The 16857-nt window shown below is 48.8% G+C and carries 14 protein-coding genes; 8 read left to right on the top strand and 6 right to left on the bottom strand.

From position 1 onward, the window contains the following. Positions 1 to 72: 72 nt before the first annotated feature. The 6 genes from dnaJ (at position 73) to QUA07_RS14065 (ending at position 5605) form a co-directional block, all read left to right on the top strand. The gene (dnaJ, locus tag QUA07_RS14090; protein WP_333224957.1) at positions 73 to 1203 is read left to right on the top strand and encodes a molecular chaperone DnaJ; all 1131 of its coding nucleotides are present in this window, start codon (positions 73 to 75) and stop codon (positions 1201 to 1203) included. Positions 1204 to 1494: 291 nt separating this feature from the next. Beyond that, a complete protein-coding gene (locus QUA07_RS14085) occupies positions 1495 to 1785 on the top strand; it encodes a sulfurtransferase TusA family protein (protein WP_333326093.1) in 291 nt (96 codons plus the stop codon). Further along, a complete protein-coding gene (gene rsgA, locus QUA07_RS14080) occupies positions 1782 to 3032 on the top strand; it encodes a ribosome small subunit-dependent GTPase A (protein ID WP_333326092.1) in 1251 nt (416 codons plus the stop codon). The genes QUA07_RS14085 and rsgA overlap by 4 nt, the downstream gene beginning before the upstream one ends. A 241-nt stretch (positions 3033 to 3273) precedes the next feature. Then, positions 3274 to 4059 carry a MotA/TolQ/ExbB proton channel family protein gene (locus QUA07_RS14075; RefSeq protein ID WP_333326090.1) on the top strand — a complete coding sequence of 262 codons (786 nt, stop codon included), beginning with the start codon at positions 3274 to 3276 and terminating at the stop codon, positions 4057 to 4059. Positions 4060 to 4074: 15 nt separating this feature from the next. Continuing rightward, entirely contained in the window at positions 4075 to 4803 is a 729-nt protein-coding gene (locus tag QUA07_RS14070) for a biopolymer transporter ExbD (RefSeq protein WP_333326088.1), read from the top strand. A gap of 604 nt (positions 4804 to 5407) precedes the next feature. Continuing rightward, positions 5408 to 5605 (top strand): NblA/ycf18 family protein, encoded by a 198-nt coding sequence (locus tag QUA07_RS14065; RefSeq protein WP_006635253.1) that lies wholly within the window; start codon positions 5408 to 5410, stop codon positions 5603 to 5605. Between the two features lie 438 nt (positions 5606 to 6043). On the opposite strand, the gene QUA07_RS14060 is transcribed toward QUA07_RS14065, so the two are convergent. From QUA07_RS14060 to QUA07_RS14035, 6 genes are all read right to left on the bottom strand, one after another. Continuing rightward, complete coding sequence (locus tag QUA07_RS14060; protein WP_333042233.1) at positions 6044 to 6493, bottom strand: hypothetical protein; 450 nt, start codon at positions 6491 to 6493, stop codon at positions 6044 to 6046. Between the two features lie 80 nt (positions 6494 to 6573). Further along, on the bottom strand, positions 6574 to 7776 hold the full coding sequence (locus QUA07_RS14055) for an anhydro-N-acetylmuramic acid kinase (protein ID WP_333326086.1): 1203 nt from the start codon (positions 7774 to 7776) through the stop codon (positions 6574 to 6576). Between the two features lie 76 nt (positions 7777 to 7852). Beyond that, on the bottom strand, positions 7853 to 8584 hold the full coding sequence (locus tag QUA07_RS14050; RefSeq protein WP_333326084.1) for a protein phosphatase 2C domain-containing protein: 732 nt from the start codon (positions 8582 to 8584) through the stop codon (positions 7853 to 7855). Positions 8585 to 9000: 416 nt separating this feature from the next. Next, on the bottom strand, positions 9001 to 10767 hold the full coding sequence (locus QUA07_RS14045; RefSeq protein ID WP_333326082.1) for an AarF/ABC1/UbiB kinase family protein: 1767 nt from the start codon (positions 10765 to 10767) through the stop codon (positions 9001 to 9003). Positions 10768 to 10878: 111 nt separating this feature from the next. Next, positions 10879 to 11211, bottom strand: a complete 333-nt coding sequence (locus QUA07_RS14040) for a DUF6825 family protein (protein ID WP_333326080.1) — start codon at positions 11209 to 11211, stop codon at positions 10879 to 10881. Positions 11212 to 11730: 519 nt separating this feature from the next. Beyond that, positions 11731 to 13302, bottom strand: a complete 1572-nt coding sequence (locus QUA07_RS14035; RefSeq protein WP_333326078.1) for a serine/threonine-protein kinase — start codon at positions 13300 to 13302, stop codon at positions 11731 to 11733. 787 nt (positions 13303 to 14089) lie between these two features. Here QUA07_RS14035 and QUA07_RS14030 point away from each other — a divergent pair. Beyond that, a complete protein-coding gene (locus QUA07_RS14030) occupies positions 14090 to 14704 on the top strand; it encodes a hypothetical protein (protein ID WP_333326076.1) in 615 nt (204 codons plus the stop codon). A 489-nt stretch (positions 14705 to 15193) separates the two neighbouring features. Next, positions 15194 to 16852, top strand: coding sequence for an ABC transporter substrate-binding protein (locus QUA07_RS14025; RefSeq protein WP_333326074.1), 1659 nt, complete (start codon positions 15194 to 15196; stop codon positions 16850 to 16852). Positions 16853 to 16857 lie beyond the last annotated feature (5 nt).

Here is a 16857-nt window from a genome sequence, read left to right as displayed (position 1 = left end):
TGTAGTTTCAGGAAAGGTAGCCCGTTTCTTTTTCGTACACTTTTTGTTATTTACCTCCAGGCAAGCAGCTCTATGGCCGGTGATTACTATGAAATATTAGGCGTTTCTCGCAGCGCAGACAAAGAAGAAATTAAGCGTGCTTACCGCCGCCTAGCTCGCAAGTACCATCCAGATGTCAACAAAGAATCCGGTGCCGAGGAGCGGTTTAAAGAAATTAACCGCGCCTACGAGGTACTCTCAGAACCAGAAACCCGCGCCCGTTTCGATCGTTTCGGCGAAGCAGGCGTCAGCGGTGCAGGTGCACCTGGGTTCCAAGACTTTGGTGACAGCTTTGCCGATATTTTTGAAAGCTTTTTTCAGGGCTTTCAGGGAGGCGTCGGTGGCCAACAACAGCAAGGTCGCAGGCGCAGCGGACCGGTGCGCGGAGACGATTTGCGCCTCGATTTGCGACTGGATTTTCGGGAAGCAGTGTTTGGTGGGGAAAAAGAACTCCGCATCAAGCATCTAGAAACCTGCGAGACTTGCACCGGGACTGGCGCGAAACCGGGAACCCGACCCCAAACCTGCTCGACTTGTACCGGCAGCGGTCAAGTCCGACGCGCTACCCGCACTCCTTTCGGCAGCTTTACTCAAGTTTCAGTTTGCCCTACTTGCAACGGCACCGGGCAAGTGATTGAGGATAAGTGCGAAACTTGCGGCGGCCGAGGCCAGAAAGAAGTGATGAAAAAGCTTAAAATCACAATTCCGGCTGGGGTTGACAACGGTACTCGCTTGCGCGTTTCCAATGAAGGGGATGCCGGCAAACTGGGCGGGCCGCCTGGAGATCTTTACGTGTTCTTGGCGGTGAATGAAGACCCGCTATTTAAGCGCGACGGCACTAACGTTAGCTCGGAAGTTAAGATTAGTTATTTGCAAGCAATTTTGGGGTGCCGGTTGGAAGTTGAAACCGTAGACGGGCCGACGGAATTGTTGATTCCTAGCGGAACTCAGGCGAATACTGTTCTGACTTTGGAGAAAAAAGGGGTGCCTCGGTTGGGAAATCCAGTCAGTCGTGGCGATCATTTGATTACCGTGTCGATTGACATTCCGACTAAGGTGACGGCCGAGGAACGGGAATTGCTGATGCAGCTTGCTAAGCTGAAGGGCGATCGTACCGGTAAAGGTGGCTTAGAAGGATTTCTGGGCAATTTGTTTCAGAAATAAGCAATTTTTGACACCAATTGGTGTCAAATTTTCCTGTTTCAGGATTCCCCAGCCATTTGTTTTAATATCTGTCAAAAAATTGTGTGCAATTGCTCACAAAAATCTCAGGTGGGACGCTTCCTGGGCATTGCGTTTCAGCAGCGCTCAAAAAAGTGAGCGCAATTGCGCTCACTTTTTTCAGAAAGAATAATATTCTGTGTCCAATGGGACACAAAATTTTAGATTCTCCAGTTTCCAGGCAACTTGTTTAAAAAACTAAGGCTTTCAGGATTTGAGATTGCCAAAAACATTATGAATTCAAGATCCAAAATTGAAAATCCCAAATCCCCAGATGCCAAAATCGATCTGCGGGGTACTCCGTGTCCTCTGAATTTTGTCCGCACTAAACTGCGCTTGGAGCAAATGGCACCGGGAGCAGTTTTGGAAGTGTGGCTAGATGCTGGGGAGCCGATCGAACAAGTGCCCGATAGTCTCAAAATGGAAGGGTACCAGATTCTGGAAACGCAATTTGTCGCGGATGAGCCGGAGTCGGGCTTTTTTTCAATGAAAGTGCAGCGCCCAGAAGACAAGGAAGCAGGATGAGCCTGAATTCACCCTCGATCGTCGGTACTGTAATTGCTGTTCAGGCTAACTTCTATCAAGTGAGGTTAGATCCCGAAGTCTCCATTGACGGGAAAAAAGCTCCCCTCGCTGATTCTCCGATTCTCCTGTGCACTCGTCGCACTCGACTCAAAAAAATTGGCCAACAGGTGATGGTGGGCGATCGGGTGGTGGTAGACGAACCGGACTGGACTGATCGCCGTGGTGCAATTTCTGAAGTATTCCCGCGCCAAACAGAACTCAACCGCCCACCTGTAGCTAATGCCGATCGCATTCTCCTTGTTTTTGCCCTTGCTGAACCAGACTTAGATCCCGCATCATTAACTCGGTTTTTAGTCAAGGCCGAATCTACAGGTTTAGAGGTGAGTTTGTGCCTGAACAAATGCGATTTGGTCACGCCCGATGAGTTGGAACAGTGGCGCGATCGACTTTCAGGCTGGGGCTACGAACCAATGTTTATTAGCGTCCGCAGCGGTGCAGGAGTTCAGGAAGCCCCCGCTAATGGTCAAAATGAAGTTTTTAAAGCGGAACCAGCTTTCCATGAGTTAGTGGAAAAAATAGAGCCATCTCTGCTGAGTTATGAGGGCAACCCCCAAGTTCCAAATTCGGTCAAGCCGTTACATCCGTTAAACCCCGTACATAGCCCGTTGCCGAACTTGCTTCAAGACCACCTGCAAGGAAAAATAACGGTAATTTGTGGCCCTTCTGGGGTTGGCAAGTCCAGCTTGATCAACCAACTGATCCCGGCCCTGAACCTCCGAGTGAACGCTGTTTCTGGCAAACTCGGCCGCGGGCGCCATACGACTCGCCACGTTGAACTATTTGAACTCCCCGGTGGCGGACTTTTGGCCGATACTCCGGGCTTTAATCAGCCTGCTCTCGAATGCGACCCCTCAGAGTTAGCGGAATATTTCCCAGAAGCGCGCCAGAGGCTGGCTTTGGGTAGCTGCCAGTTTAGCGACTGTTCGCACCGAGATGAACCTAACTGTGTCGTGCGGGGCTCTTGGGAGCGCTATGAGTATTACTTGAATTTTCTCGAAGAGGCGATCGTCCGCCAGCAACAAGAGCAAAACTCTAGTAGCGCCGAATCGAGTTTGAAGCAGCAAACCAAGTCGGATGGTACGCAGCATTACGAACCGAAGTTGCAAACTAAAAAATATCGCCGCTCTTCCCGCCGCCTTCAACACCAGTCACTCCAAGATATGTGTCAAGACTTAGAGGAATTGTGAGGAAGTCGCCGCCCATCGCCCGTAGGCACTAGAAAACAGTACCAAGACTTACCCAGAAACCGGGTTTCCTCGACGAAAATACTTCGTTGCACCCCAAGGCCCTGTTCGCAAAACCGGCTTTCTTTACTCACGAGTGCGTAAGTCCTGAGTACATTAATCGCTAAAATTAAATGGCCTTAGATTTGTTAAAAAAAGTAGAACAGAAGCAAAAGTTAGCGGGTACTGCAGGAGCAAAAATATTGTGAATATTCAAGAACTGTTTCAAAAAGGCGGCCCCGCCATGTGGCCCCTGTTGGTGTTATCGATTTTATCTTTGAGTACCATTATCGAGCGCTTGTGGTTTTGGGCAAGCCTTCTGAGCAAAGAAAAGCAGATAGTTAACCGCATTCTGGAAGCGGCTCGCAGCGATTGGGGGGCAGCTAACGAGATTGCCAGACAAGCTAACCGACAGCCGATCGGGCGATTTCTTTCTGCACCTCTGCGACTCTACAATCCCGAACCAGATTTATTTCGACTCGCACTCGAAGCAGCAGCCGATGAAGAGTTGGCTTCGATGCGCCGCGGCGACAAAATCTTAGAAGCTACGATCGCTCTGGCGCCTTTGCTGGGCTTGCTGGGAACAGTTTTGGGCTTGATTAACTCGCTCAGTTCCATCCGTCTGGGCGACATCGGCACGGCGGCAACAACAGGCGTAACTTTGGGGATTAGCGAGGCGCTGATCACGACTGCTAGTGGGATGGTAGTAGCAATTTTTACCTTGGTGTTTTATCGGATATTTCAAGCTTTTTTGTTCAACCAGGCAAAAATATTTCGCAAAGCGGGAAATGAACTGGAATTGCTTTACAGGCAATACTGGCCTGCTGCTAATGCTAAGGGTCGAGCACCCGGTGCAGAATACAGCAATTCTTCTTTTGGTTCCGATGGTTTGAACAGGCGTTCTCTCAATTCTCAAGAACCGGGAGAACGGAATCGGGAGCCGAAATTGAAAGGTTCCGATCCGGCTGAAGATTCACCTTCTAATAATTAAAACTCCTGAGAACTGATGAAGATTAATCTAGATACTCCTGCTGAAGAGGCACGGATTGAGCTGGTGCCTTTAATTGACGTGATCTTTTGCATTCTGACGTTTTTTCTGCTGGCGGCTTTGCAACTGACTCGCCAGCAAGCCATTAATGTCGATTTGCCTAAAGCAAAGACTGGACAAACGCAGATGCGAGAGATGCTGATTGTCAGCATTGACGATTTCGGGCAAACTTATATCGATCAATTGCCTGTTAATTACCAACAGCTCGATCGAGTTTTAAAGAGTTTCCAAAGCCAAAATCCTACGGGGTTGATGGTACTGTACGCTCCTCAAAATGCTAGATATGCCAAAGTTGTCGAGGTTTTAGACAAATTGAGAGAGGTAGGGGGCGATCGAGTTGCCCTGGCAACTCTTCCTAGTTCGGCTTCCTCCCCATTGCCCAATACCTCGCTTCCCAATTCTGGCATTCCTGCGGCACCTGCGATGGGCAATTCCGGTCAACCTCTTCCTTCTCCTGTGCCTCCAGGGCAGCAACAGTTCAATCCAAATCAGTTTCAATCTCCTCTCCCGGCTCCAGGGCAGCAGCAGTTCAATCCAAATCAGTTTCAATCTCCTCTCCCGGCTCCAGGGCAGCCTAACAACTCTGGGGCCAATTTGGGTATTCCTCCTGTTTCGCCTGCACCCGCTGCTCCTAATTCAAGACCCGGAATCGCCATTCCACCGCAGGATGGCGGGGTCTCGAATTAGTGACAAGGAATAAGGTTCGGCAACGGATTGTGTAACGGATGTAACGGATGTCCGTCGGAAGAAGAAAGAAGGGAGAAGGAAGAAGGAAGAAGGGAGAACAGAGAAATAGAGAAATAGAAATTTTCCCAATTTCCTCATCTCCCGCTCTTCCGCTCTCCTCATCTCCCCCTCTCCTGATATCCTCATCTTTCAATCTCCCCCTCTCCTCATCTCCCCCTCTCCTCATCTCCCCCTCTCCTCATCTCCCCCTCTCCTCATCTCCCCTTCTCCCCCCGCCTTTGAGAATCTCCGCCGGATTTGGTATAAACGGCTTCAATTCTTTTGGTTCGTACTGAGCCTTTTTTCTCTTGACAAGTAGATACACTTGTATATGCCTGCGGAAGGAACTTTTGCAGACATCTCCCCATCTCTATCCCTAAATAAGGTATTTCTTAGGACAGATGGTAATTTTGTCAAATGATTGTTACCTTTTGTAATATACACGAAAGCCAAATGGGCAATCGGGCATCCCGAAACCAACGGTCGATCGCTGAAACAACTTACAAATCTGGTTAATCCAGGTGTTCACTTTTAAGTCACCTTTACTTACAGAGGAGTCAAAGTCATGAGCCAACCAGCAGAATTGTCTTTGGAACAGCAATTTAGCCTGTGTTCCTTCAAAACACAGGTAAGTGACATGAGCCGCGAACAAGCTCAGGAGTTTTTGGTCAAGCTTTACGAGCAAATGATGCTACGAGAAACCATGTACCGCCATTTTCTGAAACACCACTGGGGTTTAGAACCTAACCCAGGTGTTGAGTAACCAAGAGTCGCAGTCGGCGACCTCCGTCTCTTACTCACTTCCCTCAGGCGGAAAGGAGTTGGGGGTGATGGGGCGTCACTCGAAGGCAGAAGCTAGAAGACCTGTGTAGAGACTTGAGGAAAATTGGAAAGTTTCTTTGTGGAGTTCACTCGAATTGGGGAGTCGAACTCAGCAGTTTGTCGCTCGACACCACTGGAGAGTGCAAAGATAATTTATCGCGCCTCAACTTGAAAATTGGATAACTATTAATAATAAGTAAGTGTTAATTTTTTAACCAACTAAAATTTTTAACAAATTAAATATATTTGTGTTTATTTGCAGCGGATGAGGTTTGACAACAATGGCCCTAGTCGGACATCTGAGCGCGACCTCCGACTAGCAAAACCTTCAGTTTTCACATCAATCCCTAGAACTGGCAACTGTGGACTCTAGAAAGAGTTATTCCGGCTGACGTTCCAGAGTCGCCTCCATTGTACTCGTCAAGTAATGACCAGACATGATGCCGCTAGATTGGTAGTAGCGGTTGTCATCAACCCGGTGAAGGGTATCAAAACCCGTCCGCCGCTGGCGTTCGTCTCCCAATACCCAATAACGCTGGACGATCGACTGGGGAGCAATCCAACCTTCCCCCTCGACGCGGGCGAGTTCGCTGTGTTGGAGTACAAAAGTATACTGCCGTTCATCGCTGTTGAGGTGTCCTCGATACTGCAAAATAATCTCTTCGCGATCGCCTCCAGGAAATACGAGCTTGGTCACCATACTGAACCAATCTGTTCGGTTCCAGCTCACTAAAGTTTTGCCCTTAACCGTAATTGGCACGCCATTGCGCTCAATCCAGCTTCCTTCGAGCGTCCATTGGCCAGATTCCATTAAAAACGTGTGAGCCACAGTGCTGTTCCTATGCTTTTCCTGCTGGCTACAATGCTGGTGCAACAACGCACAGCCGTTGTCCCTCAGACTCTATGCTATCACGCCCAACTGTGCCAACAAGAGTTAATTTCTCCTAAAAGTACCGATGTCCGGGCACCAGTAACTTGAGGCAGATTGCCGGGAATGCCCCGAACCCGCCATGCGGCTAAAACCGCGAAAGCGATCGCCTCTTTAAAATCTACATTCAAGCCTGCCTCAGAAGTAGTCAACACTTGTACTGGATGCAATTGAGATTGCAATCGGCGTTTTAAGTAGAGATTGTGGCTGCCGCCCCCGCATAGTAAAACTCGATCGGGCATAGCCGGTAAGAAAGTTTGGTAACTGTGAACGATCGAGGCAACAGTCAGTTCTGTCAGAGTAGCCAGCACGTCAGCAGGACTGAGGTTGTAACCTTGGGCCTCGACCAAACACCTGTCAAAATAGTCTACACCAAATAACTCTCGCCCCGTTGATTTCGGCGGTGCTTGGCGGAAGAACTCTGATGCGAGCCAATCCTCAACTAAAGCTTGACAGGGAGTGCCCGATGCCGCCCAAGCTCCACCTTCGTCGCAAGTCTTAGTGCCGCCTGAGAAGTGCTGCACTGCCAAATCTAACAGGGAATTCGCCGGGCCTGTATCCCAGCCGGATATGCCATCCCCAAGACTGAAAATCTCAGACTCGTCATTGTCTTCCCCTTTTCCCCTGGCCGGAAGATAGGTAACATTGCCAATTCCACCCAAATTTTGGATGCAGAGGCTGATATTGGGTTCCGCCAGCAGGCAGGCATCAACTATTGGCACTAAGGGTGCTCCTTGACCCCCGGCAGCAATGTCTGCAGATCGAAAGTTACTCACAGTAGTAATTCCTGTCAATTCCGCAATTAGCGCGCCCCGCCCCAGTTGCAAGCTGTAACCCATTAACCCACCGGCGCTGTGTTTCTGGGCTTTCCCAGCAGGTCGGTGGTAGACGGTTTGACCGTGAGAGCCGATTAACTCGGCTATATCATATTCTGCTTGAATTGTCAATGCCGCCGTGGCAAATTCTTGGGCGATGGCATCATCTAATTCGGCTAGTTCAGCCATTGATAAAGCTGAGCCACTGCAAACTGAGAGAATTTGCGATCGCAAATTAGCAGGATAAGGGAAAGTCTTGCCGGCTACCAATTGCACTTTCAAGTCTGTTTGGGAACCAACCACATCCACCAAAGCAGCATCAATGCCATCCACCGACGTGCCGCTGATCAAACCGATAACGCGGGTCATTCAATTTTAGATTTTAGATTTTAGATTGTTCAATTTTTCGATTTTAGATGGTCGGGTGGGAGCGGGCGATCGAATATTATTTGAGGTCGATCGTTACGATCACCACAGTAATATTATCGCGTCCACCTTTATCCTTAGCTGCTTGAATTAAAGCATTTGCAGCGCCCTCGCAGGCGCGAATCGACTTCAGAGGCGAAGCTATCAAAGGATCGGAAAGTTCCTCAGTCAAGCCATCGCTGCAGAGCAGCAAGCGATCCCCAGGCTGCACGTCCACCGGCAAAATATCTATCTCGCGCACATCATCGCGACCCAAACACTGGGACAAAACGTGACGCCAAGGATGACTGCGAGCCTGATCGGGAGTTAGGGCTTTTCTTTTAACAGCCTGAGCCACCCAAGTCTGGTCTTCAGTAATCTGCTGCAAGCGAGAGCCGTGCAGTCGATACAAGCGAGAGTCGCCGATATTAGCGCACCAAGGTCTGTCCTCATCCCTAAACATCAAAACCACAGCCGTAGTCCCCATATCAGCGCGATCGGGGTGGTCGAGCTGATCCGTCAAAATTGCTTGATTGGCAATCAACAAAGCCTTTTCCAACAACAGCGGAGAATCTTCAGGCCCTTCCCAATGTTCGAGCAAATAAGATTGAATCGCCTGAGTCGCTATCCGGCTGGCTTCTTGACCTCCGGCGTGTCCTCCCATTCCGTCGGCCACTATGAAAAATCGCCCATCAGAGTCTATATAGTACGAATCCTGATTTACGGAACGAACTAGCCCTGTGTCTGTCTTACCTGCGAAAGAGCGTTTCATAGATTGGGTGATTGGACTCATCGAAGTTAAAAGCTTAATTTAAGTGGTGCAATGTTTTATGCCAAAAATTAAATCCCGAAGGGGACTTTAAATTTCTGCCACCTGCGATCGTGAGTTTTGGAAAAACTGCGCTTCCTTGACCTCATATTGTAGATCCTATGATGGTAATCCCGTCTTAAAATTTCGGTAAATCGAGTAAATTAAGCGACGCCTGCAAAAAAAAACTGGATTTCTACCAAAAAGCAGAGGTTTAGCTGGCGATAAAAATAGGGAGCAAAAGGGTTGTTAGCATCAAAGCGTGTAATTATTGTAAATTTCAGCAATCTGTGGTCAGCCAGCCAAAACTTAACATTCGAGGTCAACTTTTGGCTGGCGGGAAATCTCAAACCTGAAATTTCAAATCCCAAATTGCACAATTATGACATCCTGTCTAAACGATCGATCCGCTTGAACAAACGCAGCAGAGCAAACCCTGCACCCGCAGCTAGCACGGCAACCGCGACCGCCGGCCAGACTTGATTGCTGACAAACAAAATTGTCGCCGACAAAGTAAAAGCACTCATCAGCAAAGCATAATTCGTGCCCATTTGAGCGCTGCTCATGCGGCGAAGCAAGCGCTCTGTTTCGGCAGAACGGACGCGAATCCGCAAATCTCCCTGTTCGAGTTTGTCAATAGTCTCCTCAATCCGGCGGGGCAAACCCAAAGCACTCGAACTCACCTGAGCCGCCTGACGGCCGATTTCGTTAAAAATGCTGCTACTGGTATCATGGCCATTTCCATTAGTCATAAGCTGCATGGCAAAAGGTTGTGCCACCTCCATAAAGTTGAACTCGGGATCTAAACCTCGGCCCACCCCTTCGATGGTGGAAAAAGCTCGCATTACAAAAGTAAAAGTAGCTGGGAAGCGAAAAGGTTGGTTGTAGGCAATATCGTAAAGGTCGTCGGTAATCGCGCTCACAGACTGATTTTCAAAAGGCTTGTCCATGAAGTTGTCCAGCATATACTGGATGCTGCGGCGCACCGGACTCATATCACCCGTCGGCACCAAAGCTCCCAAATTGATCAGAGAATCCATAATCCGCTGTCCATCCTTGGAAGCAATGCCGTAAAGCGTCTCCATCAGTCCTTCGCGGACGTTGGACTGGATTTGCCCCATCATGCCAAAATCGTAGAAAATCAGACAACCGTCAGCACTAACAGCGATGTTGCCGGGGTGTGGGTCTGCGTGGAAAAAGCCGTCGTTGAGCAACTGGCGCAAATAAGCTTTTGCCCCCAACTGAGCGATTAATTTACGATCGATACCGGCCGCTTCCAAAGCTTCGTAGTGGCTGATTTTAATCCCCGGCAGGTATTCCAAAGTCAGCACTCGCGGAGCCGCGTACCGCCAATAAACCCTCGGCACCCGCACCCAGTCGCAGTTGCTAAAATTGCGCCGAAAAGTATCAGCATTGCGGCCTTCATGGAGATAGTCAATTTCCAGCCACAGAATGCGACAGCATTCCTCATAAATTCCCATCCAATCTCGGCCGCGGCCCCACTTAGGATGGTTTTGAAAGTATCGGGCAATTCCCTTAAGAATTTGCAAATCGATCTCGAACAGCTTCCGCAGTCCCGGTCGCTGCACCTTAACCACCACTTCCGGGCCCGAATGCAGTTGAGCTTTGTGTACCTGACCCAGACTGGCAGCGGCCAAAGGCACCGGGTCAAAGCTGCGGTAGAGTTCTTGAACTGTCTTGCCCAAATCTTGCTCGACAATTACTTCTAACTGCTCGTAGCTAAAAGCAGGCACTTTATCTTGCAGCTTAGAAAGTTCCTCGACAAACTCTGCCGGGAACAAATCGGCGCGGGTAGAAAATAACTGCCCAACTTTAATGAAAGTTGGCCCCAAATCCAAGAGTGTTTCTCGAACCCAGATAGCTTGAAAGCGCCGTCTGGCAACTTTCTTTTCTTCAGTCACGCCTCCCCAGTAGCTCCAATTTTTGCTGTCGAGCCACAGCGAAGCCAGCCAGAGCAAAACAAAGGCCCAAATGTCGAAGAAGCGCCGCTTCCGGGAGTATTTTTCGCGATTCCAGCGATAAGCTTTACTTTTGTAGGATTTACTAGCAGTTTTTGGCTCATCGGCTTCGCCAGTGTGCTTGGGGGAGCGCTGGCGATTAACAGAGTCATCAATGAGAGCAGACACTTGGGTTCCCAACTTGCTTATTTTATGTTGTTGCTTTGATTGAAAGTAGGAGCGCAGGAGCGCAAAGCCATGCGCTCACGTAGTAAATAATAGTTGCGGTCGAATCGATCGCTATGGCAAACTGCTGCGGTAACGCTGCAATTCCGATCGCACCAGAGCCACTTCGGCGCGCAGCTCGTCAATAGTCGCTTGCAAATCTGCAGGATGGATGTCTTGAATGGTGGTGGTGCTTACAGTGCCAGTTCTGGTCTGCATCGCCTCATCCGAAGCTCGATTGGCGCGCTCCACAACTCGATCTGTGAACTGCCGCAGGCGTTCTCTTTGTTCTGCGTCAAATTTGCCGAGTTCAGAGAAAGCGTTGGTTGCTGCGCTTTCTAATTGCTCGTACAATGCTTCGGCAAGTGCTCTGCCTACAAAAAAAGCATGAACTGGGGGTTTACTCATAAAAAATCTCTGTGCGCTTCCGCAACAAATTATAACTTGCTTGTCCCCAATGATGCTTGCTCCCAAAGGAAGGAAGTTTGGGGGAATTGACACTCACACCCCATTGTCGGGGATGGGATTGTTGAGAGTTAGAACAGTCTAACGCGCCCCGGCTTAGCCCAAAAGCCTCGTTTACACTGGCTCAAATTCGAGGTTTGGGTTGCTTTGTACCAAAATGTTTGCAGCTTGGCAGTATTAATACGCGACATCACACCACCTCAGCGTCGCGCACATATTCTAACATAATTTAAATCAAAATAGAACATAGTCCTGCATTTTTTTGCGGGCATTTGGATTGCAGAGGGAATAGGAAATATTCGATAAACTCAGACGGCGACTGTTGGGATTTTCAGATTAGACGGAAGTTTTTGGAAGATAGTCGTTGGTTAGGTATGGCCTTATTATCTCAACTACTGAGCGGATATTTGCTGACTCATAAAACCAAGTATTTGTCCCCACTTTGAACCAACAAAAACCATACTAATTTGTCGCAGGTTCGGGAAAAGGCATCGTGGGATCTGCCACAGGGGGTGGTGAATCAGGTGCGATCGAACTATCTGAATTGTTGCCACTGCGGCTCGGTATCGCAGGCTCAGGCGATCGCTCGATCGGCGAGGCTATTACTGGCGACGGGGATTCCGACGGCGGCAAGGTTTCAGCGCTAGCACTCTCAGGGGCAGGCGGGGCGGGTGTGGCGGGCGGATCTGGCGGCAGGGGCGCAACTTCAGGTACTGGTGCGGCTTCTGGTTGGGGAGCTGACTCGATTTCTGTTTGAGGCTCTCGAATGGGGGGCTCAGAAGGCTCCTCTGCGGGCTCGGGCGTCGGCGATGGCTCAGGTTCCGCTTCGGGCTCTGGGGCGCGAGTTTCCTGGCTTGGGGACTCAGAAGGTTCGGCGCTAGTTTCTGAGGGTTCGTCGATCTGTTCGGGAATGTTGCTGCTGTCTAAGGGGGGTTTGGGACGCTTGTTGAGTTCGATCGGGTAGAGAGGGGTGCTTTCGACAGACGGCTGTCCGAACATCGGCTCTGACAAATCGCGGGATTTGAGCAAATCTTCGAGAGATGGGAAGGATTCACTTTTGGGACGATTGCTGAGACTGGTGCTGTTGTAGTGGGATGCTAGGTCAAAACCCATCCAGCCTGCAATTGCAGCCGTTACCACAAACGCCACAAAAGTCAACTGTGGCGGGGGAGGTGCGGGCAATCTGAGACTTTGCTTGCCTTTTCTTTTTACTGATACTCGCTCTGTTTCTTGCAGCATGGTGAGCCAATTTTCCACTGTCTGAGGGCGGTTGTGGGGGTCGATTTCGAGTCCTTGAAGAATGGCTCGCTCGATTCCCGGGCTGAGGTTGGGCTGAAATTGCCGCAACTCGGCCAAGGGAATGCGATCGCGCAGGGGTCCAGCTACGGGGGCCACGCCGGAGAGTAAGTAGTAGAGGGTGGCTGCGATCGCGTAGATGTCAGTGGCCGGTGTACATTTACCGTCATAGAGGTATTGTTCGATCGGCGCGTATCCGGGGGAAAGCAAGTTAGTGTGGGTTTGTTTGGTGCCGACGGTAAAGCCACGGGGAATTCCGAAGTCTATTAACATTACTACGTGAGAATCAGCTCGCCGGATAATATTTTCTGGCTTGATATCTCCGTGCAGCAATCCGCTGTGATGAACTGTACTTACGGCTGAGGCTATTTGCCGAATATAGTGCAGGGCCTGGGCTTCTGGCAGCGGCTGATCGGTTTCGACTATTTGGGCGAGAGTTTGGCCCGGAATGTAGTCCATTGCAATAAAAGACTGTCCGGCTTCTTCAAAAAAGTCGATTACCCTGACTATGTTGGAATGCTGACACCGCGACAGGCGTTGGGCTTCGGCAATAAAGTGCTGCTGAAATTGGGCAGATTCTGGGTGTTGGCGCAGACTTTCGTTGAGGGTTTTGAGTACGACGGTTTGGTTTAAATGGGTGTGGATAGCTCGGTAAGTGATGCCGAATCCTCCTATCCCTAAAGTCGCGTTAATTGTGTATTTGCCCTGTTGCAGGACTGTTGCTGGCGCTAAGTTCATCTTCAGTTGATGCCGTTTCCCAAACTATGCTACCGCCTTTGGGTTATTTCGCAGAGTTAGGGGTGAGGTTTGATAGATCGGCGTCCTAGTTTGAGCTTTAGCTCTGCTATATCTTTAATCTTGGCATCCCCACGTCATTTTATCTGTAGTAGCTATTGTGAAACTTAACGCTCCGGCTTTCCAATAATAAAAATCCCGTTCTTGTGGAACGGGAAAGCCATCAGGGTGCATCTATAATATCTGACTCTAAATCCTGGGGGGTACAACCCCTCATTGCTTTAACAAGTCTTTAAAATTAGCCGATTTTTGTAAAAATTTAGGTTTTAGGTTGACTTATGAGCAATCTTATGATTTATAAGATTGCTGCATGGCGATCTTGAGCTTGGGGAATTGACGGCAATTCTTGCAATCTCGCTGCGATCACTTCAGTTGAGGCGAACTCCCAGAATCACACCTTACATACCAGATTACCTTTTTGGCTCACATGAAGTTCAGGCGAGCGGCATAAAATAACAAAGAGGCATTGTATCGGGCTTAATCTTGAGACGGCAAATGGCTCCAACCTTGTAAATAAAAATGCTGTAAGCATTCTCCAGACATTGGTAGCCCATGGCCATCAATGCTTCAATCGCTGTTCGCGTTACACACTAAGGTCTGGAGGCAATATCCAGTTCCCCGAAGGGGGGAACTTGAGCTTAAGTTGTCACCAATGGGGTCTTCCTAGTAACGAGAAGCGATCGATTAGCAATTAGCAGCAATTAGTAATTACTTATTCTTTGGTTTGAAAATGTCTGTTAAACAATCACATTACGAGACTTTACTAGCAGAGTACAGCGAATCTTCGGCCGCGATCGCCCTGCTGAAAAAATATCGGGTTTACATGGAAATGATTCCGAGTATCCGCCGCGCCCATGAGAGTTTAATCACAATTCCTTTGCCAATTGCGCGCTTGCGGGACGGGGTTTCTTATGCGGGAAGCGGCGGCACTAGCATATCGCCCGGACAGGCAGTTTGTTTGCCCTGCGATTTGGCGATTTTGATGTGCGATCCTGAATGGAAAGTTAAAATTGGAGTGGAAATTTTGATTTTCATTCATCGTCCGGGCGAAGAGTTTTCTGAGTTGCTTGGCCGCTGGCGACAGTCTCAGGTTTGGCTGGATAAAGGTTACGAATGGGTGATGCCGTACCGCTACAGACATATTTACAGCGATGAAGCTGAGGCTGTTCATCCGCTATTTGTTTTGTTTGAGGAAACGCCGGAACTGATTCAACGGGGTTTGATGGCGGCTGGTTTGCCGTTTGTAGTAGAAAGTTTCGACTCTGGGAGTGAGGAGGTAGAGGAGGAAGAGTTGCTGGGTAGCGGGGAACTGGGAAGTATTGGTGAAGAAAGTTTGGATTTGTAGGGTGGGTGCGATCGCATATAGCCATCGTATTGCTTGAAGTGTAAATTTTTTTCAACGAACCGCAGAGGGCGCTCTTGGCGCAGAGAAAGATAAAAATATTGATGTTGGCGAATCCTGAATCGGGTTGTTATAGGCAGATATTCAAAAATATTTTGGGTGTCAAAAGGAATGTTTAGGCTCCCCCCAGATTCATGGAGGAAATCTAAAATCTACAATCTAAAATCTAAAATCGAATGACCCCTCTAGCTGGGGCGTAAACGTTGGCTTTCATGCTGGTTGCGTCACCTAATGTAAATGTGTGGGTTGAGATTTTGCCATCCAGCATGATATCATCAGGGTGCTCTATTTGGTTTGTTAATTTAGATGGGTTGTTAATATAGAATTTACTAAATGAACCGCAGAGAACGCAGAGACCACAGAGGGGAGAGAAAGAGCAAATTAGAATTTATTGATATGAGTACAATTTACTATTAAACCGGAGCTATTGAAATGAGATTGTTAAAATCCTGGCGTTTAGTTTTATTAGGTTTATTTTTTGGGAGTGCTGTAATTTTATCAAATTGCGGCACTCCTTCAAACACGGTTAGCAATAATTCTCCAACTGGGCCAACTCCTGCTGCGGTTCCGGCTGGGGCTTTAGTTTACGGTGCGGGCGGGCCGCCGGTAAATCTGGAACCGGGAAATATTACTGATGGCAATTCGGTGATTGTTATCGACCAAATTTACAATCGCTTGACTGATTTTAAACCGGGAACTGTCGAACTTGAACCGAGTCTGGCTACTGAATGGTCAAGTTCTAAAGATGGTAAAACTTGGACTTTTAAGTTGCGTTCCGGGGTAAAGTTTCACGACGGTACGGATTTTGACGCGGAAGCTGTTAAGTTTAATGTGGATCGCTGGTGGGATGCCAAAAATCCTAACGGTTTTCGAGAAGTGGGCAAGAATTATCCGATTTGGAAAAATTTTTTTGGCGGGTTTAAGGGAGAAACAGATTCTTTAGTAAAAGATGTGGCAGTTGTTGATAAGTCTACAATTAAATTTGTTTTGAATCGACCTTTTGCTGCTTTTCCGTCGGCGATAGGTTCCGCTTATTTCGGGATGGCTAGTCCGGCGGCGGTGATAAAAGCGGGTGCTAAATACGGCACTCCGGGGTCGCTGGCGGTGGGTACGGGGCCTTTTGTGTTTCAGGAATGGCGATCGGGCGATCGCATAGTTTTGGAGAAAAATCCGAATTATTGGAAAACGGGTACACCAAAAGTCAATCAATTGGTAGTTCGTTTTGTTGACGATCCGGCGGCGAGATTGGCTCAGTTGCGAGCTGGACAACTTGATTTTACTGTGGATTTAACGCCGGATCAATTGAAAGAAGTTCAGGGAGATGCTAATTTAGAAGCTGTTGTGCGACCTTCTTTTAATGTCGGTTATTTAGCCTTAAATCCGAGTTACGAACCTTTGTCAAAACCCGAAGTCAGGCGGGCGATCGCCCAAACAATTAACAAGCCAGCAATAGTCCAAGCTTTCTGGGGAGAACTCGGAAAACATGATTCCCAATTTATCCCCCCTGCGCTGAATTGGGCGGGGTCGGATAAAGTTAAAGATTATGAATTTAACCCGCAGCAAGCTAAAGCAATGCTCGCGAAAGCCGGTTATCCGAACGGTTTTGATTTGGATTTGTGGTATATGCCCGTCAGCCGTCCCTATTTTCCCACGCCGAAGCCGATCGCTGAGGCTTTGGCGGCGGATTTGAGCGCGATCGGGATTCGGGTAAAATTGCTGACAAAGGATTGGTCTGCTTATTTAGCCGATCGGCTCAAACCTCCCGGGTTTCAAGCTTTTATGTTGGGTTGGACAGGAGATTATGGCGATCCGGACAATTTTTATTATCCTCACTTCGGGCCGGGTTCCACGGCGGATTTGGGAAATTGGAAAAATCCGAAAGTTCTGGAACTTTTGGATCGGGGGAGGGCGAGTGGGGATAAAGCAGCTAGGGCGAAAATTTATGCGGAAGTTAGCCAGATTTTGCACGAGGAAGCTGTACGTTTGCCGATCGTACATTCGCAGCCGCTTTTAGGCAAACGCAAGAATATTCAAGGTTGGATTCCGAGTCCTTTGGGGTCGGAGTCTTTTGAGGAAGTGAGCAAAAATTGAGAAGT

It is taken from the genome of Microcoleus sp. T3_A4, assembly GCF_036700465.1.
Taxonomy (GTDB): domain Bacteria; phylum Cyanobacteriota; class Cyanobacteriia; order Cyanobacteriales; family Microcoleaceae; genus Microcoleus.
This window is presented reverse-complemented; position numbering and strand designations above follow the sequence as displayed.